This is a genomic window from Mycoplasma sp. 394 (assembly GCF_054353895.1).
In genome coordinates this window covers 57382-83667 of the sequence record NZ_JBTHHL010000003.1, presented here as the reverse complement: position 1 = coordinate 83667, position 26286 = coordinate 57382, and the positions used below count along the sequence as shown (strand labels likewise).

14 protein-coding genes, 1 tRNA gene and 1 other RNA gene are annotated in these 26286 nt (G+C 27.3%); 15 read left to right on the top strand and 1 reads right to left on the bottom strand.

Translation table 4 applies throughout. The annotated features are described in order from the left end of the window. The first annotated feature begins 6 nt into the window (after window positions 1-6). The 13 genes from ACXYRQ_RS01665 to ssrA all read left to right on the top strand — a co-directional run bounded on the left by ACXYRQ_RS01665 (window position 7) and on the right by ssrA (window position 22757). Entirely contained in the window at window positions 7-3048 is a 3042-nt protein-coding gene (locus ACXYRQ_RS01665) for an ABC transporter substrate-binding protein (RefSeq protein ID WP_458614617.1), read from the top strand. After that, window positions 3049-4104, top strand: coding sequence for an ABC transporter permease (locus ACXYRQ_RS01660; protein ID WP_435128893.1), 1056 nt, complete (start codon window positions 3049-3051; stop codon window positions 4102-4104). After that, on the top strand, window positions 4105-5157 hold the full coding sequence (locus tag ACXYRQ_RS01655) for an ABC transporter permease (RefSeq protein WP_458614616.1): 1053 nt from the start codon (window positions 4105-4107) through the stop codon (window positions 5155-5157). It begins immediately after the preceding gene. Between the two features lie 8 nt (window positions 5158-5165). Next, window positions 5166-6473 (top strand): ABC transporter ATP-binding protein, encoded by a 1308-nt coding sequence (locus ACXYRQ_RS01650; RefSeq protein ID WP_458597595.1) that lies wholly within the window; start codon window positions 5166-5168, stop codon window positions 6471-6473. Then, a complete protein-coding gene (locus ACXYRQ_RS01645) occupies window positions 6466-7788 on the top strand; it encodes an ABC transporter ATP-binding protein (protein ID WP_435128902.1) in 1323 nt (440 codons plus the stop codon). Before ACXYRQ_RS01650 ends, ACXYRQ_RS01645 begins: the two co-directional genes overlap by 8 nt. A 255-nt stretch (window positions 7789-8043) precedes the next feature. Then, window positions 8044-8307: an HPr family phosphocarrier protein gene (locus ACXYRQ_RS01640; RefSeq protein ID WP_435128905.1), complete on the top strand. Its 264-nt coding sequence runs from the start codon at window positions 8044-8046 to the stop codon at window positions 8305-8307. 68 nt (window positions 8308-8375) lie between these two features. Further along, window positions 8376-8460: transfer RNA gene (locus ACXYRQ_RS01635), tRNA-Leu, on the top strand. 180 nt (window positions 8461-8640) lie between these two features. After that, window positions 8641-18666, top strand: coding sequence for an SGNH/GDSL hydrolase family protein (locus tag ACXYRQ_RS01630; protein ID WP_458614615.1), 10026 nt, complete (start codon window positions 8641-8643; stop codon window positions 18664-18666). 300 nt (window positions 18667-18966) lie between these two features. Then, a complete protein-coding gene (locus ACXYRQ_RS01625) occupies window positions 18967-19623 on the top strand; it encodes a hypothetical protein (RefSeq protein WP_458597593.1) in 657 nt (218 codons plus the stop codon). A 100-nt stretch (window positions 19624-19723) separates the two neighbouring features. Then, on the top strand, window positions 19724-21130 hold the full coding sequence (locus ACXYRQ_RS01620; protein WP_458607343.1) for a hypothetical protein: 1407 nt from the start codon (window positions 19724-19726) through the stop codon (window positions 21128-21130). Between the two features lie 2 nt (window positions 21131-21132). After that, complete coding sequence (locus ACXYRQ_RS01615) at window positions 21133-21861, top strand: hypothetical protein (protein WP_458614614.1); 729 nt, start codon at window positions 21133-21135, stop codon at window positions 21859-21861. 81 nt (window positions 21862-21942) lie between these two features. Further along, window positions 21943-22389 carry an SsrA-binding protein gene (smpB, locus tag ACXYRQ_RS01610; RefSeq protein ID WP_458614613.1) on the top strand — a complete coding sequence of 149 codons (447 nt, stop codon included), beginning with the start codon at window positions 21943-21945 and terminating at the stop codon, window positions 22387-22389. Further along, window positions 22380-22757: a transfer-messenger RNA gene (gene ssrA, locus ACXYRQ_RS01605) on the top strand. Before smpB ends, ssrA begins: the two co-directional genes overlap by 10 nt. A gap of 31 nt (window positions 22758-22788) precedes the next feature. Here the strand turns inward: ssrA and ACXYRQ_RS01600 are convergent. Continuing rightward, window positions 22789-23856 (bottom strand): hypothetical protein, encoded by a 1068-nt coding sequence (locus ACXYRQ_RS01600; RefSeq protein WP_458597589.1) that lies wholly within the window; start codon window positions 23854-23856, stop codon window positions 22789-22791. A 230-nt stretch (window positions 23857-24086) separates the two neighbouring features. Between ACXYRQ_RS01600 and ACXYRQ_RS01595 the strand changes: the two genes are divergently transcribed. Together ACXYRQ_RS01595 and ACXYRQ_RS01590 are read left to right on the top strand one after the other, a co-directional pair. Continuing rightward, window positions 24087-25502, top strand: coding sequence for a hypothetical protein (locus ACXYRQ_RS01595; protein ID WP_458614612.1), 1416 nt, complete (start codon window positions 24087-24089; stop codon window positions 25500-25502). A gap of 487 nt (window positions 25503-25989) precedes the next feature. Beyond that, window positions 25990-26241, top strand: a complete 252-nt coding sequence (locus ACXYRQ_RS01590) for a hypothetical protein (RefSeq protein WP_458607341.1) — start codon at window positions 25990-25992, stop codon at window positions 26239-26241. The last annotated feature ends 45 nt before the right edge of the window (window positions 26242-26286 follow it).

The following is a 26286-nucleotide window of genomic DNA, read 5'->3' as shown; positions in this document are numbered from 1 at the left end:
GCTAATTTGAAAAAAAGGTTATGATATTTATTTACCACAACCGCTGCACTTTCATCAGCATCCTTGCTAGCAATAGCGTGTAGCACCAGTGGAAATAACACAACAAATACAAAGAGTCTAAATGAAGTTCATAGTCAAAATTCAGTAATTGATTATGATCTTGGTTTAGCAACTGAACCAATTAATAACTTAAACTATATAAAATATAAATCAGTTGATAAAATATTACCTTCATTAGTCGATTCATTTCTTAAAAGTGGACCAAACAGTGATTTAAAATCCATTACTAAAACAAGTCCGTTAAATATGGTTATGGTAGATACAGATGGAACTGTCAAAACAACAGAAGATAAAAAAACTGAACCGAGTTCAAACTTTAATGATTTCTTTAAATTTAAAAGTAAATTAGAAGAAAGTGATGGTTTTGGTAGAGTTCGTGGTAGTTGATACGGATTACATGACTTTGGTATTACTGGTGGTTTAGGACGTGCAACAATCGGTGATCCACAACGAAATGCAAGTATTTATGCTTTCCCTAACCCAAAAAACAGCAACAACTATATGGCAGTAACTGGATTTCTAAACAACGGATTAAATCGCTGAAGTAACGGAGATGTTTCAACAGCACAAGATTTACGCGATTATTTAGAATATATTTTGGATATTAATACCGGATCACAAAAACTAGATTCTGTATTAAAATACTCTATTCGTGGAGCCGAAAAATTTGTTGCTGCTCAAAAAGACTATGTTGATAAATTTGGTGTACCATATAAAAATCCATGAGGTCGTAGAAAATACATTAAATTAGCTGATGGCAGTTACATTCAAGATCCGAATGATAAAGAGTGACAATCACAAGTTTCAAAAAATAATGTACCTGCTGATACAAAAGAAGTTGAAGCAATCAAAAAAGCTGCATTAGATTTTGGTTTTTATACTGGTCAGCTATATTTAGATTACAGTCTCGAACAAGTTAATGAGAGTATGGATTTAAATCCTAATTTCAAGATTGAAAAAGAATCACAAAGTTTTACATTCAGAGATCCAAAAGATAAAACTAAGACTTTTGTTCGCACATTAGTAAAAAATGTTTATGCAAATCCTTACCAAAATTTTAAATTTGATGAAGATGCAAGAAAAATTAAACCTACAATTGAGACATTAGCAAATAATTTAAATACTTTTACAATGATTTTTGATGAGAACAAGACACCAGGTTTATCATATATGCTATTTACTATTTTCTTCCACCTTTTCCCTGTAAATCGTAAGTATATTGAAACAGTTGCAGGTGGAATCGATGTCTTCGGATCACAAAAACAACACTTTTTAACAAATGGACCATTTTTGATGAAACCTGAAAATGTTATTTTAGGTCCACAGGGATCATTATTGTTAGAAAAAAATCCAGATTATTTCGATGCAGAAAACACGATTTCAAACCGAATAAAAATTTATTTTTCAACTGACAGAAACACTAATGCAACATTCTTTGAAGATGGTTATATTTCACAAACTTATATTCCGGCTGAAAAAATAACACAATATTTTGCTAACCCTGAATATAAAAAATATCTAAATAAAAACACAGGTTATGGAACAATTGCTTTTGGATTTAACCTTGATAATGAAACAAACGCACAAAGTTATATACAAGATGAAGACCTTAGAAACGCAATTTTCTATGCAGTAAATCGTGAGAACCTGCTTAAAGTAGTTGGATGAGACTTTTCATTTCCAGTAAACACCTGAACAGCATATGGACAATATCGAACATATGATGGGAAAAATATCGAAACCTACTTTTCAGATATGAGTAGTGATGCAAAGGATGGGGTAAAATTCCCGTTACAAAATTATGATTTTGTAACTCATCTTTCAAAAGGATATACTTTTGAGAAAACACATCGTTATGATCAAACATATGCACCAAAAACAGCACAATTTTATATTGAACGTTTTAAAGCAAGACACAAAGGATTAAAATCTGTAACTTTAAAATTTTTAAACAACTCTAGTGATGAACAAAAGAAAGCAGGTGCATACTTAAAAGAAATATTAGGTAGAACTTTCGATGGTTTTGTAAATATTGATATTAAGAGTTTACCTGAAAACTCATTTGCTTCATTTATTGAAGAAGGAAAATACGACATTATCTATCAAAACTATGATAGATTAGGCGGAAATAGTGCTCAAGACTATGTCGCAGTATTCTTCAAACCCGATGAAATAGATAGTTTTAACCAAAAAAGTATTGCCTTTAAAACAAACCCAGTAGGTTCTTACACATATGCAGATTACATTCGCCAATTATATGTGCAAGCAACCAATTTAGATGTAGATAACTACATCGAAACAAAATTACAAACTCCGTTTTTAGCTTTAGTTAATGCATCACAAAGCGCAAAAGATGCATATGAAAAAGCTAAAAAAGGAGATAAGAATGATATAACAGCTTTTGAAGAAGCAGTTAAACCATTAATTGAAAAATTAAATAAAGACACATCAAAAACATTTAGTGACCGTTTAATTAAAAATTTAATTGAATATATGCTAATTCCGAATCCGAATATTAAAGCAGGACGTAAGAAAAAAATTCTTAATGAATTGTTATTAATGTTTGAAGGAATTGATAAATTGGCAGATGCTACACGTGCTACTGCAGATCGCTTACATATTCAGTGATCATTAGGAAAGATTGATACAAAAATAGATTTTTGACGTAAATTTATTGATTTATCTTTCATTCGTCCACAAGAAGATTCGCAAAGTTATACTGATAGAATAAATGCATTCTTTACCGGAAACTTTACAAATGCTGAGACAAAATTAAAATGGACCCAAGAATATGTGTACATCTTCATCGGTGAACTTGAAAAAGTTATTCGTGATGCATCGATTGTTGTACCATTAATGGAAGTTGATACCAACTGAGAAATAACCAGAGTAGGTGGTGTAGATAGTCTTTATACATTTGCGCTGCAATATGCATATGATTTTACTAGACCACCAAAACCAGGATTACCAAGAGGGAGGGCAAAATAGATGAAATGATCTAAAACAAAAGAAAATAACAAAACTACTTATGTTGATGATAACTTTATAGTTTTTTCAAACAAAAGAACTAAAGATGCAACATTTGTTGAGAAATTATTTAACATTAATTCACCTTTATTAATTTCTTCTTGAAGATTTTTTAAGATTATTGCCGAATTCTTTATTATTGGATTAATTGTTATTACTATTACATTCTTTTTAATTAATGCCGTTCCTGGTTCAAATACTTTAACAGCTGGTTTAGATGATGCAGCAAAAAAAGCAATAGAAGCAAAATACGGTTTAGATCAGCCGTTAATTATAAGATACTGACACTATATAGTAAGACTCTTTCGTGGAGATTTTGGTATATCATTATCATTATTTCCTGCACAAGAAATAAATTCATTTATTTGAGAGCGCTTCTATAAATCATTTTTAGTAGGAATTTTTTCAGTATTATTAACTGTTGTAATAGGAATTTCTGTAGGAATATGAGTTGGTAAAAACCCAGGCGGAATAGTTGATAATGTATCAACTGTGTTAGTAAGTATTTTTTCATCGGTTCCTTCGATTATTTTTGCTTTAATATTAGTATTTATCGGTCGTTTAATTAACTTACCATATATCTTCGCTCAACATAATTTCCTAACATATATCCTACCTGGATTAGCGCTTTCTCTTGGAAGTATCATTGTATATATCAAATATATTCGTACCGAATTAAATCGTGAGTTAAACTCAGTGCATGCTAAATTTGCATATTTAAAAGGATTATCAAAAAACCGTTTTGTATGAAAACATGCACTTAAACCTTCACTCTTCCCAATCGCAACATTCTTCCCTGCTGTTATTTTCGGTTCATTTATCGGAAGTATCTTCATTGAGCAAATCTTCTTTATTTCTGGTTCTGGTGCAACATTACTACAAGCAATTCAAACAAAAGACTATAATGTGATTTTATTCTTAATTATAATGTTTACTTTACTTACTATTTTATCTTATGCAACTCGTGATATCTTATATGAAGTTATAGATCCAAGAGTGCGTAGAAAGGGGGCATAATTGGCATTCAATGATAAAAAAGAATCTAAATTAGTGTCTTCTTTTAAAAAGTATTTAACTAAATTAAAGCAACGTCAACAACTTGGTCCAACAAATGAACTAACTAAGGATGCTGCTCCAAGTATGATATTGCAACCGTTTCAATATCAAGCATGAAAAATAGTAGGTAAAACTTTTGATTTCCATGCTGATGCACATATGGGTGCAGAAACGAAGGTATTTAAAGAATTTGTATATCGTTATTCAAAGAGTTTTGCAGGTGTATTTGGTTTTGTTTTATTAGTCGTGATTATTCTTTTATCATTTATTATCCCATTTACTACACAAGATCCAAACTTATCAAACGTTGATGCAAGGTTCTTAACATTTAACCAAACAGATGAGCAAACAGGAATTTATCATATTTTTGGGACCGATTCAATTGGTCGCGACATTTGAGCACGTTTATGGCACGGGTTGCGATACTCGATTGCATTAGCATTAGTTGTTACATTTATCGAAGTTATCATCGGACTTACCATTGGGATTTTAATGGGTCAATATGAACGTTTTGATTGTGTGATGACATTTATAATTAAGGTTATTTCAGTAGTTCCAACAATCATTATTTTGATTTTGATGACTATTGTTGTTAGTCCTAGTTTCTGAGTAATTGTATTTTCTTTATCATTTACATCATGAACAGGAATGGCTAACCAAATCCGTGCTCAAGTTAAGCGTGCAAAACACTTTGAGTGAGTTGCAGCTTCGAGAGTTTTAGGTACACCAGCATGAAAAATTCTTAAAAATTATGTTCCTGTTATCTTGCCAATACTGATTACTCAGTTAGTATTTACAATTCCTGGGGTAGTGCTTTCAGAAACATCATTAGCTTTCATTGGTTTAGCAATTGATGACGTTCCAACCTTAGGTAACCTTATTTCAGAAGGTCAAAAGGTCTTTCCTACCTATTTAAGATATGTTTTTGTTCCATCGACAATGTTGATTTTAATTACAACTAGTGTGCAATTAATAGGGGCGAGCGTCCAAGATGCCTTGAGACGTCAAAGATAGAGGTTATTGTGAGAAAAGAACAAAATAGTAGATGATTTAGACGTTTTGATACAAAAACTAACAAAACTACTAATGATTTAAGTTTAAAAAACCAAAATCAAGAATCTTTAAATCAACAAACTAACATTGATACAAAAACCTATGAACAACAAGTTTCAAAAAAACAAAAGAAATTTTCTTTATTTTCCCGTTTCAAACGTTCTTATTTCAATTGAGATAATTTTTATAAAAATGTACAATACCGAACTTTTGAAGATGGAAGTAAATTAAAAATTGCTGCAGAAATAAAAGATATTAAACTTTCTTTTACTAACCCAGCTCGTCCAGGAGAAAAAAATATTGTGCTTCGTGGAACAAGCTTGCAAGTTTATGAAGGTAAAGTTCATGCAATTATCGGTGAATCAGGATCAGGAAAATCAGTAATAACATCACTTCTATATGGACTTACTGGTGATAATGCTGTTATCGATGGTGGAGAAATTCTTTTATACAACAATAATGTTGAAAAATTCTCATTTCGCGATTGAGAGCGCTCACATTATCGTGGTCGTGTAGTTTCTGCTGTATTCCAAAACCCAATGTCAACACTTAATCCTACAATGAAAGTAGGAACACAAATTATGGAAGGGATGCTGTTAAATAAGGTTGTTAAAACCCGTAAAGAAGCTTATGATCGTGCTGTAGAGTTTTTAAAACTAACTAAAATAAATGATCCTGAAGCAGTTATGAAGTTATATCCACATGAAATGTCTGGTGGTATGGTGCAACGGGTAGTTATTGCTGCAATAGTTGCATTAGAACCAAAAATTCTAGTTATGGATGAACCAACCACTGCCCTTGATCCAACTGTGCAAGCATTAGTTTTAGACATTATTAAAGATTTACAAACTAAATTAAAGTTATCTATCGTATTTATTACCCATGATTTAGGTGTTGTTGCATCGATTTCAGATTACATTTCTATTATGTATGCAGGACAAATCATAGAAGAAGGAACAGCACATGAAATTTTACACTATCCACAGCATCCATATACATGGGGGTTAATCCTTAGCATGCCCGATGTTAACAAAGGAAGTCGTTTATCAACCATCCGTGGAAGTGTACCATCAAGTTTAAATAACATCAAAGGTGATGCTTTTGCGGTAAGAAATGATTATGCATTAGGGCGTGACTTTGAAATTGAACCAGATTTTTATTATGTTTCAGAGACTCACCGTGTTAAGTCTGCTTTATTAGATCCACAAGCTCCAAAATACCAACCACCTGAACTTATCCAAAGATTATGAAAGGAATTTTTAGCTGAAAATGAGTAACGAAAGAACATTATATAAAGTTAAAAGATTCTTATTTGGTGAAAAAGAAGTTTGACGAACTCAAACTAAAGGTGTAGCAGAAATGCTACGCCCAAAGCATGGTGAAAGTGAATTAGTAACTATGCGCAATGTTGATATCACTTATGGAAGTGGAATTAAAGCATTTAGAGCAGTCAGTGATTTAAATTTAAACATTTATAAAGGTGAAGTTTTAGGACTTGTTGGCGAATCAGGGAGTGGTAAAAGCACCATCGGTCGTGCTTTAGTGGGATTGGTTCCTTATAGCTTTGGTGAAATTAAACTACTTGATAAAACCTTACCGAGAAAACTTACTCGTGGGTTCAAAGTAGGTAAAAAACTTGCTGAATATAAAGCAATTGAAAACTTTTTAACCAACAAAGTTCAAATGATTTTTCAAGATCCGGCCAACTCGTTAAATCCACATGCTAATGTTGAAGCAATTGTTTCAGAAGGTTTAACTAATACCAAAAATGCAAAAGAAATTTTCTTGTATAACTATGATCAAGAAGCAAAAGTAAAATTATATAAAGAGTTTTCACAACAAAACCACCCACAATTTTTTGGAAATTATGAAAAAGAATTAGATATTAAAATAGCAACCAATGAAGATATTTCATATCAAGCATTCTTTGTAGATTTATATAACCAAGTGATTAAATTAAATCAACCACATATAACTAAACTATTTGATGAACTTAGAGCAGAACGTGATAAATTAAGTAAACATACTGAAAAAGAATGTAAGCGTTTATTAGTTCGTGATATATTAAGATCTGTTGGTTTAGATGAATCAGTATTGCGTAGATATCCATTAGAATTTTCAGGTGGACAACAACAAAGAATTGGTATCTCTCGTGCTGTTGTACTGCGTCCGCAGCTATTGGTTGCAGATGAACCTATCTCAGCACTTGATGTGTCTATACAAGCGCAGGTGGTTAATATTTTCAATGAATTAAAAGAAAAGTATCAACTTACAATTTTATTCATAGCACATGATTTACGTATGGTAGAATATATCTCTGATCGAATTGCTGTTATGAATAAAGGAAGATTGTTAGAAGTAGGAAAAACCGAAGAAATTATGAATCATTCATTGCATCCATATACCAAAAGCTTACTTGATGCAGTTCCTTCAATTGAAGGAAGCAAAGGAAGTTTGGTTGGATATGTTTATGATATCAATATGCATAAATATGATGAAAATAACCAACCTGAATGAATTAAAATAAACGATGATCATTTTGTGCTCGGAACTGCTCAAGAAGTTGCAGATTGACAAGCAGGAAAATATTAAAAACCTTGTTTTTGCAAGGTTTTTTTGTTTCTATCGTAAACAAATAAATCACTTTATTTTCATAACTATATTACTTTTATGTCTATATACAAGGTGAAAAAGTTCAAATCACATAAAATATGCGATTTATTCCACAAATATGATAAATATTTAACAAAATATTACTTTATTTTAGTGAAAAACAGTAAAAAAAGTATAAAATTTTATTCATGCTATCATTTGTAGCAATATTTAATAAAATAATGAAAGGCTATTATGAAAGAATTTACAGCTAAAATAGTTGATCCGATTGGACTTCATGCACGTCCTACTTCAATTCTTGTAACTGTAGCTTCAAAATATAAATCTGATATTAAATTACAATCAGGTGGACGTGAAGCGAATTTAAAATCAATTATGAATATTATGTCTTTAGGTGTTAAATGTGGAGCAGAAGTAACTGTTAAAGTTATGGGTGAAGATGAACAAGAAGCATTTGATGCCATTCATGATGTATTTGTAAAGAACGAATTAATTTAATTAAAATGCTTTGCGTTTTAATTTTTTTAACTTTTTTGTAAAAATATGCTAAAATATAAAAACAAAAAGCCCGAGTGGTGAAATTGGCAGACACGCTAGACTAAGGATCTAGTGGAGCAATCCGTGCAGGTTCAAGCCCTGTCTTGGGCACCAAAATTTATCAAATTAGTTATATTAAGAGCATACATACAAGGATTGAATTTTCTTTTCAATCTTTATATGTGTGCTTTTTGCTTGTATTTAGCGACCAATAATCATTCTTTTTTTTGGATAAATGTGGTATTATATAAAAAAGTCATTATATATAAAATATATAATGAAGTGAAAGGAAGTATGAAAAAAAGAAAGTTTCTTATAACAAGTTCCACCCTTTTATTAGCAGCTACTACTATTGCAGTTGCATGTAAGGCACCAGGTTCTTCTGAAGAATTACCTCGTGGAGGCAAGGAATTTTATCAAAAACCAGTTCTTATACCTAATACTCAACTCCCACAACAACCTGTACAACCACCTAAGAGCACATTGTCAAATGTAAATATTTTAGGTGATCAAAAATTTGACCATATTGATGAGGCAAAACGTAAAAAATCAGAACATTTTATTCCTGCTAATGAAGATATTCGTTATGTCGCGATTGGTGATTCGATTACTGAAGGATTTGATGGAACCTTGCCACAATCATATCCTGGTCAATTAGAAAGTGATGGAAGTATTTCGGGTGTTTCATATCCTGCATACTTAGCTCGTTTGTTAAATCAAAACCACCGTGTTAAAGCATTTAATAATTTTGCCGTATCTGGTTCTCGATTACTTGATTGAATCAAGTTACTTGGAATCCCTTATGATGATTCACTTGTTAAGGATGAAGATACATTAAGTATTTTTGGAAATGACTGACAAGCAAAAACTCAACAAATAAAAGACAAGTTACAACAAGCAAACTTGGTTACTTTTTCATTATCTGCTAATGATATCTTGTTTCTATTATTCCAAAACTTAGCAACTGATGATGTAACTAACTTAATAAAAAATTATTTAAAAGGTCAAGCAATTATTTCTGATGCAGTTGTTTTAATAAACAAGTTATTTAATAATGCGTTAAGAGAAACACAAAAAAGACTTACAACATTCGTAGCAAATTTAAAACAATTCGCTCCAAATGCTAATATAAACTTTATCGGTTATCCTACTCCGATGTTATTAATTGCCAATGTGATTAAGGAATATGTAGCAAAATTGTTTGGTGGAAGTTTAGATTTTTCACCACTTGATATCTTGGTAAATGTTTTAAACAAAGGAATTCGAGAGACTGCGATTATTAATAAAATTAACTTTATCCAACCTGTTAATAATGATTATTGAAATAAACATGCTTCCGAATTATCTACTATCTTTTTCGATATCCATCCAAATACTTTTGGATACAAAAAAATGGCAATGGATATATATTTAAAAATCACTAATCCATCACTAAATATTAATGATTATAAAGGGTATGATTTTTCACAAGAATATTTGGATTTTGATGCCAATAGTGCAACATACCAAATCCAACCTATTATTCCTAATTCACAACTTTTTGGACCAAACACTGCTTCATATTTAGATGTAGAAAATAATTATGAACAAGAAATTGATGACAAAAGAGATATATATAATTTTGGAAATCGCATTGCAGAATTAACTGAAACTTTTTCTTATCTAACTCGCGAAGCGTTTGATTTTTTAACTAATAACTCTATTTATAATGTTTTAGATCCAGAGCGTAAGTTAGCAAAGTTGTTTAATAAAAAAGTTGCTAGTGGTAAATTTGCTAAGGACTCATTAGTTGAATCTTTACTTCGTTCAAATACTTTACAAAGAATTTTATATAACTTGCAAACTCAACTACAAGAATATCAAGAACAAAATCAACTTACCTTAGATAATGTTTCTGCAGCATTTAAATACTCTATTTTAAATATAGATAACCTTGCTATAGTAATTTCTGCTGTTGCTTCAAGTGATATGGTTAAAGAGTATAAAACAGAGTTTGCTGATGCTTTAAAAACCATTTTAAATAATGCAATTAAGGTATTCGGACCAAATGTAAAATCTGCTGTAATGAATGCGATTTTAGCACCAATTAAAAAATATAATGTTAAAGAATCTGATATTTCATCAATACTTGATTCTGTTTTAAATTCTGAGCATCTTAAAGAACTAGTTTCAGCATTTGCGGATTCATATGCTTTACATCCAGATAACTTTACAGATGTTTCAAATTTATCTGATGTGTTTTCAAATATACTAAAAGATCCACAAATCAATACTCGCATTTCTAGTCATCTTAATGCCTTATTATTCGAGTTTTTAACTAGTCCTAAACTACAGGCAGTTGCTTCAGAATTTCTTTATAACTTTTTAAAAGAAAATAATTTAACAGCAAATATCACATCTGATGAAGTAAATGTTGTTATAAATGATTTAATTAAATTATTAAAACAACTTAATGATAACCAACAACTAATTGATAAATTTACCTCATATACATTGAATAGTTTTCCATATTACGGATACAACCGTATCGGTGATTTATTTTCAGTAGCATTAAGATCTTTAATTACAACAGAATTTATTGGATCGCAAAATGAACCAAAATTACTTGATTTTATTAAAACGATTTTAAATTCTGATTTATTGCAGCATCATAAAGCATTTATAAAACAAATTATCAGTAATGCCTTAGATTTAAATACATTAAAAGGGATTTCAAAATCTGTATCTAACCTTTTTGCTAATAGTTCGATTGCAAAATATATCCCAACTAAATCACTTGATAAGTTAATTAATTTAGTATTTAGTCAACCACAAATACTTGATATTTTAAAAGCAACCTTAGATGCTATTTTAAATAATACTGCTGAATATAATAAAGCGCAAAGCCTAAATGATTTAATTGCTAAAGCAATACAACATTTACCAATTGATAATCTTAAACCACAATTAATTGCAATTTTTAATAATATTTTAACTAATAATGAATTACCACAAATCATCAATGATGTAATGTATACATCGCTTGCTACATTCGGGATAGATATTAAGAATTCAGATAATATCAAGTTTATAAGTGATTTTTCACAAAATATCATCCCATATATCCAAAAACAACAACTTATCAATCCGATTATTGATGCATTTATTGATAAACTTAAGGCAGTTAAAACATCGAATGAACCAATAAAAATTCTTGCTCAAATCCCGGATGCAATTTTTGCAATCATTAAAAACAAATACACTACTAACACAATTACTCAAATTAAGGATTTATTGAATCAAAAATGAATTAAAGATAATTCAAATGGTGTGTTAAATACCGCTGCTGTCGTTTTAAATTCATTACAAGAATCAGGTGTGCTTTCAAATGGTATAACATCATTATTAAGCAACTTGCTTGATAAACCACAAATAGCAAAATATGTTGATAAAAATGAAATTCTGCAATTAACTTTAAATGTTATAAATCGTCCACAAACAATGAAGTTAGTAGTTGCGCTTTTAGAAAGTGTTTTAAAGAATCCTGATTTACTTGATAAACTATCATCACCAAAAGAACTTGTTTCAATTCTTTTAAAAGAACCGAAAGTTAAAGAAGTTATAAATAAAGAAATTAAAGAGATTCTTTTAGATGTAATTAATAATAATGATCTAACTAAAACAACCGCTAAGATAATTTATGAAGTTACAAATGCAAATGGTTTCGCTCTTGATCAAAAGTTTTTACCTGTTCTTAATTCTGTTTATCCAAGTGCTTTAAGTGTACTTAAGTCATTAAATAAATTAAATCCTTTAATTGAACAAGTTATTGAACTTGTTACAACTTCTGATGATGTAAATTCATTATTATCAAAACTACCGCAATTAATATCATTATTTGACTTTAGCGATCTTGATTTATATAAACTTTTATTAAATACCCCTTTATTTACTACAAATAAAGAATTATTAAAAGAGTTGATTAATAAAGTTTTTGCTAAATTTAAAGATCAATATGCTTCAGCAGCACTTGACAAAATGCTCCCAGAGAGTGTTTTAGGACTTAATAAGACAGAATCAAAGACTTTGTTTGATAAGATAATCAAAAACACTGCATTTAACTCTATATTTACCAATTTTGCAGCATTTATCATAGATCACTCTCAAGAGTTTGTTAATGCAAATAGTTGAATAGACATAATTAATCTATTTTTAAAAGACACTAACTTTATAAGTTCAAACAAAGAATCGATTACCAACATTATTAATGAATATAAAACCGACGCTACATTGAAGAAGTTATTAGCAAACATTATTAGTGAAAAAATAGGTAATTTATGAATCTTTGCACATACTACTAATAAAAACCAACTTATTTCTGATTTATTAGACTATTTATTATCACAATTTGATAATTTAAAAGTTGTAGAACATTTATTTAAAGCATTGGATTTATATCAAAATTCAAGAAATACTAATCCTATAAAGATACTTAATTTATTTGCAAATGAAATAGCATCCGAGTTTAGTTCAGATGTTATTTCACAAAAAGTTATTACCTTAATTAAAGGGTTGCCAGATAATTTCATTTCAAACCATAAAAACGATTTAAAGCAAATCTTTATTAATGTATATGACTATTTTAAAACAGATGAACATTTAGGTTCAAAAATTTTGAACTTACTTCCACAAGCAACCTTAGCAGAAGTTAATAAATATACATCAGAACAAATAAGTGATCAAATTATTTATTCATTTTTAAATAAAGAATCTACTAAAAATTTATTTAAAGGAATTGTTGATAACATTTTAGATAACATCCAAAATCTTAAATCAATAAACAGTATCAAAGATTTATTGAATCATGTTGTTAAATCTATTAACGGAGAACAACTAAAAACTAGTTTAACAACTTGAATCGATGAAATTTTAAATGATGATAGCTTGGTATCAAATATTAATACCATTCTATCGAATGTTATAAAATTTAACTTTGTTGAAATTTATAATGATCCACAAACTCATCAGTTTTTAAATATTTTTCTCAAAGAAGCATATTCATGAGCAAAAGAATTAGGAATTATTGACTTAGTTGCAAATAACTTAAAAACATTCTTTGATGATTCTGAATCAGTTTTTGATCAAAGAGTAGCAACTTTAAAAACTTCATTAGCATCACAGTTGCAAACCAAAGTTATTGAAAACTTACATAATTTAGTTAAAAAACTTTATAACTCAGATGCAGTTAAAAAATATCCAGCATATACAGCAACGGTTGCTAACTATATCTTTAATAGTCTTGTTAACAACATTTTAATCTTTAAGGATATCATAAATAATGCATTAGTTTCAAATCAGATTATAGATGCATCGCAAAAATTAAGTGATGAACAATTAAATCAATTAAACCCATTACTTAAGGTTATTAATAACCTTGATAGTAATGTTTCGATTATTGATAAAATACTTGCTATACCAGTAGCTGAAATTAATAAAACAACTAATACAAATGAATTAATTAGTTTATTTACAAATAAATTATTATCAGCAATTGATTTAAATAATTATGCATTTGTAAAAGTATTGTTAAATTCAGAATTTGTGCAAAATCAGCACAATTGACTAAAACAAATTTTTAACAAATTATTAGATAAATATTGAACAGATGCTAATACACAAGCATTAGCAGAAAAAATCTCGGTTGATTCAATAGAAACTACCCTAGGATTTACAAAGGGTGCTTTAAGAGATTTGATTAAAACTATACTTAAAGATTCAAAAACTAAAGAAATCATTAAATCACTTGGTGATAGTGCTATTGATCATATTTCATCATTAAAAGCACCTGATTCATATAACCAGTTAGTTAAAGCAATTTTTAATATTACTGGATTAAAAGATTCTATTAAAGAAAAAGTAGTAGCTTTAATCAAAGAATTTGTTTCAAAAGCATCTGTTAAAGAAAAACTAAAATCACTTGTAATATCACTTTTAAATAAGGAAGTGTTGCAACCATATTTAAAAGGGGTAAATGATAAAAATAAACTCGCTGAAAACATCATTAAGATATACGATATAGTTGATAGTCAACTTGATATAAGTGAATTAACTTTTGAAGTAATTTATGCATCGTTGCAAAACAACGGATTAAACTTTAATTTTACAAGTATTGCTAATGCGATTTTAAATGGATTTAAAGCTCGTTTAAACAAGGATAATAAGCAAGAAGAAAATATTATTAAGTTATTAAAAGCAGTAATTAAATCTGGATTATTTACTGAAAATAAAACCGATATTATCACTATTATAACTAATATAATTACAAAATTAGGTGATGGAAGTTTTGTTGATGAATTGATAAATAATTTACCAACTGCTACAAAAACACAGATTCAAAACTTTATCGGATTAAGTCAACTTTCAGATGTTGCTAAAGCAATGTTGAAGAACATTCATTTTCACAATTTAATTAATGCAACATTTAGTAAAATAATTGAACATATTAACGAATTTGAAAATGTTACTTCATATAATGATTTATTTAAAAAATTATTAACAGTTATAGATATAAATTCTATAAAAGTTGATTTAAAAGCATTTATTGATGATTTATTACAAAATTCTGATATCAATAATTCGCTTTATGAACTCATTAAGAATTTACTTGTTCAAAAAGGTGTAAATGTAACAGAAAATGAAGTATTTATTCGTGCTTTTGTAAGTAATATCAAAGATGTTGTGCATCACATTGGATTAATTGATCCTATTATCGAAAAAGTATTTGAAACTTTGCAACAAGCTGCTTCAAGTACTGATGATGTATTAGTAAAACTTGCTCAAATACCTAATCAAATATCACAAATTATTACTGAAAAAGTATTTAAAAATCCTAAGCAATATGTAGATTCACTACTTGCTACAAACGTTATTGCCACACATAAAGAATCCTTTATTAAGGTTGTTACACAACTGTTAATTCATTTAAAAAATAATGGATATTTTGATAAATTTATCAATTCTGCAATCGATTCAATTAATAACAAACAAATACTATCGATTATTTCAAAAGATGATATTAAACAACTTGTAAAAGTGGTATTAAACGATACATTATCAACTCAAGCAATACAGACATTTGTACCTGAATTGATTAAAAATACCGATTGAATAACATATTTAAACAACCCTTTTGCTTTGTTTAAAAACTTACTACAAAATACCAATATTGAAAATTTTGTTAAAACAAGTTTTGCAAATGGAATTCAAAATATATTAACAAACACAAAGGTTTCAAATATATTAGCAAGTGTTTTAGATAAATGGATAAATAAATTAGGCTTAAATCTTGCTGGTATTAATAAGATTTCATTAATTCATGATTTAATTTCTTCAATAATTCCATTTTTACAAAAAATTAATGTATATCAACCCTTAATTAACTTATTAACTGATACATTTGCATCAACGGATTCATTTGCAGCATATGCAGCAAAATTAAAAGTTGAAATACCAAAATTGTTTGTATTTAATGATAATGTTTTAATTGCAGCATTACAAACATTCGAAAATATTAAAAATCATAAAAATACAGTAGTACAAATTGGTGTTGCTTTATATAACTCAATAAGTGAAAATGATGCATTTGTCGATCAAATGTTTGCTTATATTTTCAAGAACCCAAATTCATATACAAGCAACGGCATTGATGTAGAGTTACTTAAAAAAGTAATTAAAAGTTTGTTAAAAAATAATGAAATTAAATCAAGAATAGCAACTTTATTAGATAATGTTATAAGTAGATATGATGTTATTAAAAACTCACATAATCTTTCTGAATTAATTAAAAATATATTCAATAATGATGATTTTAAAAATTCATTAAAAACTATTGGTAAGAAATTAATATCTCTATTTTATAAAAATGATGATATCAAGAACCTTATTGCTAAATTTGCTATTCATAAACTTGAACACTCAGACTTTGCTGCATTATTAACTAATGTATCACATAAAGAAGACTTAGTAAAAGCTTTATTAGGTGCAATTAAAGAAGTTAATCATTATGTTCCTGTTACAGATTTATTAATTGATTCATCAGTTGATGAAGTAGCAAGAAATGGACTTAATTTTGATTTTAATAGTGTATTAAATAAATTAATAGAAAGTTTCAAGTTATTTGTTTCATCTCATGATTATGAAGCAAAAATCATTGATTTACTTAACGGTGTAGTTCGAGAAAATGGTATTCAACAAAACAAAAATGATTTTATTATTTTAGTTGAAAATATAGTTAAATTAGCAATACAAAAAGTTGATTTTGGTGGATTTATTTGAAACGCTTTTGATGCAAAAACTCAAGCATTTATTACAAATGGATTTTTATCACAAAGCGAATTTACTAATTTAATTAATTCTGCGTTAAAAGTAGATACATTAAAAACATTAATTACAAATATTGCTAAATACTACATAAATAATGTAAATACATTTGCTTATTCAAACACTTTTTTCGATGTGTTTAAAAAATATATTTCAGTAGCAGCAAATGAAAGTGAGTTTAAAAATTCAATTAAAAAACTTGCTTTAGATGGTTTATCATCAGCTGCAACTAAAACAGCAATTAAATCAGTGATTGAAAAAGCAGTATCATTTTTAAATGTTAAGAAATCAACTAATATTAATGACTTTATCGAAGCATTCGCAAATGATTTTGGCAATATGTTTAATCGAATTGGTGTATTTGATAACCTTGCTGATTCAATGGTACAAACCATTAAACAGGTTAATGATTTTAATGGATTTAAATCTAAGTTTATCGCTAATGCATTACAAACGATAAAAGTTACTGATTTTCCATTTATTAAAAAAGTTATTAACGATCATGTTATTACACAGCATAAAGTTGGCGCTAAGGAGTTATTGGTAAATTTAGTATCAAACCTGTTAGATGATAAGACTAAAATAACTAAAGTAATTCACGATCTTAACCTTTCAAAGGTTTTAGTTGAAGACGGAGTTTTTAATGATCCAAGTGTAATTAATGACACAATTATTTTAGCTTTACAAAACAAAAATATCCGTGATATTATTAATATGGTTATAGGTGATTTTATTGATCGTGGAAATGATTATCAAATTGCTGATGATTGATTTGGAGCGATAAATATCTTATTTAAATCACCTAATTCAAAAGACTTTAAATCTAAATTTACTACATGAGTTAAAGAAACATTGTCTAACCCTGATCCAAGAATTGCTAAAGGACTTGCACAGGTGATGATTGCCAAACTTCGTAATCTAGGATTTAATCTTACTGAAAACAAGCATCTAACTTTATACCAAAATGTTATAAGTAACCTTATGAAAGCATTAGTGAAACGTCCTGAACTACCTATAATAGTTAATAACATATATGAAAACATTAAAAAAATACAATTAAGTAAAAATAAAGATAATTTTGCTTATATAAAACGTGCTTTTTTAGATGGTGCTTTATACATGATATTAACTAATGATCATAAAAACATTGATATAGGTAAAATGGGTAGTCAAGCTAATCTAATTGCATTTATTGCAAATTCGATTGGTGATGAAAATTATCTCCGTTTTTTAAATTCTTTATTTGAAACCAGTGATATACAAAAAAGAGGTGGAATTTATCATTTTATTGATACATTGATACTTAAAAAGAAACCTGTAAGTAATTCGAATGCATCGGGTTCATCGAATAAACCAAGCTCCCTGAATACTAAAAAAGAAGTGCCCACACCATATGGAGTAGTATATGGTGGAATAACAGAGATATTCAGGAACGGAGATAAAGTTTCGGATTTACTAGGTTCAATTTTTGCACCTATATATCGTCAAATGATTGTAAAACTAAGCAAAAATCAATATAAAATAGGTAAAGACTTTTATAAAAATGATGAATTCAGACTATTATTTAGACTTTCAGCATTTATCTTATGATTTATCCATACGGGAGCAGGTGTAACAGGTCAACCTTTCTGAAATGTTGCAGGTTTAGATGTTGAAGGTTACTTTATTGGTGGTTTATGGTCAGGTTTTGAAAAAGCAATTAATGATCCTAGACATAAAGATATTTTTAATAAACTTACAACAGATAAAAAGGTTGCAATGGGAATGGCTAGAGGTGGTGGATTTAATAAAGAATTCGTGTTAGGAAATAGGTCATATAGCACAAACATACGAAATTATTGAAATGATCAATTATTAGCCTATATTTACTATGATTCTCCTACCCAAAGAGATCGTCATACTGGTAAATTGATGCGACAAGTTTTAGAAGAATCGATTGCTCGTGGTTCGCTAAAAAGATAAGAATACTATATAAAAATACTAGCTATGACTAGTATTTTTATATACTTATGAAGGGATAATGGTGGTAAAAAGATTAACAACTATTTATGCTAATTTTTCTTCCCTTGTTTATTGCGCAAGGTAATAAGGAAAGTTTTTAATATTTTCCAATAAATAGGGATATTTGATAAAATAAAGTAATAAGGAAATATATTTATGGATTGAGATTCTTTTATATTTATTATGGTAATTATTTTTAGTTTTATTTTTTCTGCTGTACCAAGTACTTGACTATGTATTGTAAGTTTTATAAGGTTTAATATGACTAATTTTGTAACTAATAAAATTACTATACTGTCTAGATTAGAATCTGCAAAAAACACTAATATTTTATTTAAAGAAGGTGCAAAAATATTTCTTAAAAAAAGTAAAACACATCAAAAAATTGGTATTGGTATTCTAACATCATTAATTTTTGCTATATTAATATTAGAAATATCTCTACAAATTGCAATAAAATATAATATATTTGAAATGAAAGATTCTGAAATTATAAATTTGAATTATATAAGGATGATAGATATTATATATGTAATATATTTTATTGTTACTTTTAAGTTTTTGAAATTATATACCAAGGCACTCAGAAAATCTAAAGTAATAATAGAAAATTTAATAGAAAAATTTGAATTTCATCAAGATGAGTACTTTTTAAATGGAATTACTGAAACCAACTATTTTAAAAATAAACCTATTTATCATATTGATTATGAAAGTGAGAAGAAGGTTTTGCTAAATTATGAATATTTAATAGGCTATTCAAGTAAAAAACAAGAAATAATTGCTATGAATTATTTTTTTGCTTGAGGTTATCATTTTAAAGAAGTTCATAACGGGAACCTTATATATATAGATTTATATAAACAATTTTTATATTTAAAAAATGAATGAATAAATAAAAAAGGGTTATATAATTAATACAAAGTAGGACGAAAGGATTAACAGGTATTTATGATAATCTTTTTGTCCTACTTTATGAATTTTGATAAAATGAAAACATAAAATAAGAAAGGAAAATATGAAAAAATTACTATTTGATTTAGGTGATCCAATTTCTGGTTTGGGTGGTATTGCTGGTGTTCCAGCACATAATGTTAAATTAGAAGTTCAAAATGAAGAAAAAAGAGTTGTATTAGATTTTATAAATGATGATTTGCTTACAAAAGATTTATTCAAAGATAATAATAAAATTTTAGATAATCTTACAGAAAGCATTGCTTCAAAAAGTAAAACTGTAACAAAAGCAACAACAGAAATTACTTTTTCAAACTTTAAGCAAATATCTGAAAACTTTATAAATATATATAAACAAAAGAAGTTAATTACAAATCAACAAGCAAGTAGATTAAGTGATTATATTAACAATAAAGGATTCGTAGAATTTAAAAAGAAACTTAAAAAAGACTTGAATAATTTCAAATCGGATTTAAGAAGTAAATATGAAGACTATAAAAGAAGAAATAGATCAAGTCAAGAAATTCAGCAAATTGTTTTAGATGGAGAAAAAGGTTATCAAATAAATATTAACAACCAACAAGAAAATTCAAAAAAATTAACTATTCACTTTTTTGAATTAGAAAAGCAAGTAAAACAATTAAATTCGATTTATAAAGATATAAATGATAATCTTGTTTATTTAAATAGTACACTAAAAAAATTATTAGCAGCACAAGTAAGTATGTCAGTTGCTTCTGTAATAAGTACAATAATAGGTTTTTTTAGCTTGGGCTGAGGCTTCATCGGGACAGTAGTTTCAACGACTGCATCAATTGGTCTAAGTATTGCAATCTCAAATATAAGAACACAAAGAGATGTATATTTAAATAATATGAAGCAATTACAAAAGATATTTAAACCATCAAAACAAAATATTGGTGAAAGTGTATATGAAGGTTATGGATATGCACGTAATGTAATTGATGGATATGCACTTAACATATTTTCAGCAGCAAAGAATTATAAGGAAGGTTATTTTTTTAAATTCGCTATCGAAGGGAGCACAAAACTTCTCAAATCACTTTTTATTCATATACCATCACTAGCCTTAGACGGACTCGATATATATACTAATGCTAACGAAATAAAACAAACAAACGATGTAGCAGTTAAAATAAATAATTTTTTATCTAGTATTGAATCAAAATTAATTGCTATCTCAAAAGAAATTGATGAGATTAAGAAAGTTGAATGAGTTGTTATAAAAGAGACACTACAAACTGATCTTTATAGTAACGGTGGAGTAGGAGGAAAAAATTTAGTTTTTAAAAACCTAAGCACTGGGCAAGTTCTGAATATAGATGAAATGCTGAAAAAATCTGACATACAACTATGATTATGAAATCTTAGGAAAGTTTATAACCCAAAAACCAAACAATTTTACATAAGAAAATTACCTAATCATACAAAAATAGATAATTTAGGGTAAAAATGCCATTAGAGTTTTATTTAGGAATTAATGGTGGTATGGCGGGTTTTATTCTATTAATTTTGATGCCAACTTTTATTTTATTGTATATTATAAGATATCAATATCCTTGTTTTATTATAGAAGATGTTTATAAACGTGATATAAAAATAAAATCAAATGAATATCACATTACTTTTATTAATGGTTGAAATAAAATACAAAAATATATATATAAAATCTATAAAGAACTTTTATATATTGTTTCAATTACAAGTTCTCTTTTAATTACGATTTTGATTTATTATATTACTAATATGGTGCTTTATCAAAAAGATGGGGCATCATCAGGTATTTGAATATTTCAATTTTTAAGTATGTTAGTTATTCCTTATAGTGCATTTATGTTTGTATTTTATGTTTATATTCAAGGTTTTTTATTTAGTAAAAAGTCACTTAGACATTTTGGCCAGCGAGTTAAACAAGCAATAGTTATAGAAGACCAACCACTATTAGATGCATCAGTATATTTTAATAACGGATTGAAACCAAATAATTATATATATATCCCAAGATGATTTTTTGACGATAAAGTTCGCTTATTAAGAGTTTCTTATTTTAAGAAAACTTTTAAAACAGATGCACAGGATGTATATGCATTCTTTATTTATAAAATGCACGAATCATTTAGAAAAGAACATGTGGCATATTATCACGGGCTATATTTTGACTATGTAAATTTTAATAATTAAGAAATTATTATGTATAAAGGTTTATAAAAAACAGATTCTCATTTTATATGATTCGAATAAAATTGTATAATATATTAACTTATGAAAATTATTGCAAATAATAAGCAAGCGCATCGAGATTATGAAATTTTAGATAAATATGAAGCAGGCATTCAACTACAAGGATGAGAGGTTAAGTCAGCCCGCGCTAATTCTGTAAGTATTGATGTTGCTTATGGTTCAATTTATAAAAATGAAATATATTTAAATGAAGCATTTTTTAAAGAATATATGCAAGTAAAATGTGAACCTACCCGAATCCGTAAGTTATTAATGCATAAAAGTGAAATTCGTAAGTTAAAATATATTTTGGATACTCAACAGGTTACACTTATTCCCTTAAAAATTTATTTTAACAAAGTATCAAAGATAAAAGTTGAAATTGCAGTTGCTAAAGGGTTGAAAAAGTATGACAAACGTGAAAGAATAGCCAAAAAAGAAGTTGAAAAAAGGTTACAAAAAACTTTAAAAACTTATTTGGGGGCATAATGGTTTCGACATATATAGGTAAATTTGTATCGCAGTAGTGTGGAAGACTATAATTTCTACTAGGCTTTTTTAAACGGAAAAGATAATAAAACAGAAACTTCAGAAGTTTCACCAGTGTTCTTTGCAACACAATCAAATTTTGCTTTCGTATAAGAATTAGCGAGCAAGTTGTTTTTAGTTTTCCTGGACTATTAAACAAGGTTTACAAGGATCGGGTTATTAGTTAGCATAAATAATCTTAAATAAGCTAAAATCAAGTTATTTATTTTGTTTGTTTTAAATAATTTGATTAATAAAATAAACTAAACTGTAGAAGTATGAATTATATTTATGTGTGGACACGGGTTCGATTCCCGTTGCTTCCACCATTTTTTTGTCCTTTTAAAAAAAGCAGAGTATTTACCCTGCTGCGATTTTATTTTTCAGTGATGCAATTGCAATATTTATGAATCTATTTATGAATCTATTTACAAAACTATTTGTTATCAATTCTAACTTATATTTCAAAAAGAAAGGAACATATTTAATAAAAGGAAGTTTAGAAACCATTTCTCAAACAAATTTCGAAAGAGAGTTACTAATTTTTGATGTTATGATCCCTCTGTCATCGATTAAAATTAATAGTTTAATGAATTTTATAAAGTTTTTTGCATTTTCATTTCTTTCAAAATAGTCATTTATAGCAATTTTCATTTTCTTAGTTATTGTGTTTCTTAAATTTTCATCTATAATTCTTGCATCGTTTCAATCTTTTTTAGGTTTTGAAAAGTCAATTTTAATAACATTTGATTCGTAGTTTTTCTCGCTTGTTTTAAGTTTAATTTTTAGCGAATAACCTGGTTTGATATTTTGATTAATTTCTGTTATTTGCAAATCATCGGCAAGTTTGATATTGGCATTTTTAATGAAGAAGTTTTTTATTTCGCTTACAACTTCGTTATATTCATTGAGTTTATTGTTTTGAGCTGCTTTTTGATATGAAATTCTACCACTAATTCCGCCACCTGCATCATGAATCATATTTTTTAATGTGTCCTCAAATCAATTAATATCCACATAATAGTTATTAAAAAACTTTTGTAATTCTTTTTCAATTGATTTAAGTTCTTTATCATTGTTTGCATCTAATGTAAGCAATGTTTCTGATTTAGTATCTAGATTAAATTTTAAAGTGTTTGACTTAATTTTTGCTTGTAGCTTGATAAATTCTTGTCTTGTAAACTTCTTTGTGATACCAATTTTACTTGTTTTTATTATCACAAAATCATAATCATTTGCATCTAGTGCTTCTAACTTATTGATAAAGTTTGTATATTGATATGGAACAGTAAAAATATCATAATCATATGAAATATCCAGGTTTTTAGGTTCTTCTTTTTTGCTTTCTACCTTAGAACAACTTGTTGTAATGGCTATAACAGGTATAAATGATGAAATTGAATATTTTATAAGTCTTATTAGTTTCATAGATTTATTTTACAAAAAAAAAAAAAAAAAACAAGTCGAAAGTTGGCAATTCAAGACAAATTACCTAAAAAACACGAAAATATTTTCATTATTATGCATTTTAATTAAAAAAATGAAGAAACACTTATACACTTTTATCGCTTAACATATAATTTAAGTTAATATTTGTCTATAAATAGGTTGTATAAAATACAAAATTTTTGATAAAATTAAAACATAAAAGGAATTATATGAAAAAAGTAATTTTTCAATTAGGTGAACCCATTGCAGGACTAAGTGGTTTATCTGGAATAAATCAAAATAATGTTCAAATAGAAAGTAAGCTAACTAAAAACCTTACTTATACTGAAAAATATAATGAATTAGAAAAAGTTTCATATTTATCTAAATCTTTGTTTAAAAATAAAGATGTGTTACTTGATAATATAGTCGAAAATTTAATGTCAAAGAAAAAAGGCACAGTAAAAGCAGTCAATGAGATTTCCATAACTGATTTTAAGGAACTAGCAAGTAATTTTGTAAAAATATATAAAGAAAATAATGTAGTTACACCAGAACAACAAGAAAAAATCAACAATTTTATTTCAAATGATGGATATAAAAAATTTAAAAAAGAATTAAAGACATCATTGAATAATTTTAAATCTAATATCACTAATAATAAAGAACAAACAAAAGAATCTTTACGAGATGAAACAAAAATAAAAAGAGTTATTTTAGATACAAATAAAGGTTATGTTATTAATATTGATAATAGTGAAGTAAACTCAAAAACACTTACAAAGCAGTTTTTTGAACTTGAAAAAGAGAAAGATAAAATTGTAAAAACATATAAAGATATAAATGATAATATACTTTGATATAACAAAAGACTAAAAATTATGTACGGTTTACAAGTAGGTACTGCTGTCGCTTCTGCTTTTAGTTTCTTTTTAGGGATATTTAGTTTGGGTTTAGGATTCATTGCGAGTGGTTTGTCTGCTACAACTTCTTTTATACTAAGTGCTATAATAGATAGTTTTGAAACACAAAGAGATGCTTATATAAAAAACAGAAAAGAATTAAAGGGATTTTTTAATTTACCTGAATCATCATTGCTGGATGTAGTTTTAGAAGGTTATTCATATGCTAAGAATGTAATTTCAGGATGAACATGAAATATTTATACTCTTGCTAAAAATTATAAAAGAAATTTTTTTAAATTTAGCAAAGTAAGTAAAGGTGTATTTGTGCAAAAAATGTTTGTTCATATTCCTTGATTTGAACTTGACATACTAGATGGAGTCTTATCTGGTTTAGAAATAAAAAATATAGATAATATGAATGCTCAGGTAAATGACTATCTAAGATCATTAGAGAATAAATTAAAAAACATCGCATCAAATTTAGATAATATTAAAACCGTAGAATGAGTAGTTGTAAAGGAAACACCACTAAATAAACCTTATAACCAAGGTGGTATAGGTGGAAGAAATTTAGTTTTCAAAAATCTTAAAACCAATGAAGTATTAACTTTAAATCAAATGTTAGATAAGCCAGATTGATTACTTCATTTATGAGGGTTGCAAAAAGTATCTAACAAAAAATATAATTATTGATATATAAGAAAATTACCTAATAAAACAAAAACTGATAATTTAGGATAATATGACAATAGAATATATTTTTATTTTTCTTATCATAAATATTTGTTTTGTGATTCTAGTACATATATTTTTTGTTGTTATTTATACAAAAAGATATCAAAACTTCTTTTTTATAACAAAAGATACATATATAAGGGATATAACTCAAAAAACTAATGAATACCACATAAATTTTATTAAAGGTTGATATAAGTTTCGTAAGTATCTATTGACCTACAATCGAAAAATATTATATTGGTTTATAATCATAATCTTTAGATTTGTTAGTTTACCACCACTTACTTTGTTATTTATTTTATTAGATCATTATTTAAATTCTAAAACATTCCCAGAAATGATATTACTTTTTGTATTTATATATATAGCCTTTTTGGTTATGGATATATTCACATTTAGATATTGTTTTAAGGGTTATTTTCTTGGTAAAAAAGTACTTAAATATTTTGATTATAAAGTAAAAAATACAAACATTTTAGATACTAAAAATATGCTAGATGTAAATATTTATTTTAATAGTGGGTTGCCGATAAATAACTATATACATTTACCAACAAATATTTTTGATTTTAAGGATAGGATAATGACAACTAAAGAATTTAAAAAGTTATTCAAAGCCGATGCATATGATATTTTTGCATTTTTTATCTTTGATATGCACAAATCTTTTAAAGAAGAACATAGTGATTATTTTTATGGTTTATATATGGATTATGTGAATTTTTTTAATCAGGAAGTTTAAATAATGATTGTATCCATTATTATACTAACGACTATAAATTTATTT